Below are 221 nucleotides of genomic sequence, written 5' to 3'. Positions count from 1 at the left end.
CAACAGGATTCTTCTCAAAACAAACAGCAAAATTCTAAACAAGAGGATTCTTCTCAAGACAAACAGCAAAATTCTAAGCAACAGGATTCTTCTCAAGACAAACAGCAAAATGCTAAACAAGAGGGGGCTTCTCAAAACAAACAGCAAGATGCTAAGCAAGACAATTCTTCTCAAGATAAGCAGCAAAGCGCTGAAAGTAACAGCATTTATGACTTTAGCAA

Annotated in this window: 1 pseudogene; it reads left to right on the top strand. The window is 37.1% G+C overall.

From position 1 onward, the window contains the following. Positions 1–221 (top strand): annotated as a pseudogene (locus MR071_RS25320) (spore germination protein); the annotation flags it as partial.

Origin of the sequence: Bacillus cereus group sp. BfR-BA-01316 (assembly GCF_022664195.1) — a bacterium.
In the GTDB taxonomy this organism is placed as follows: Bacteria; Bacillota; Bacilli; order Bacillales; family Bacillaceae_G; genus Bacillus_A.
The sequence above is the reverse complement of the archived record's forward strand: the minus strand, read 5'-3'. Positions and strand labels throughout refer to the sequence as shown.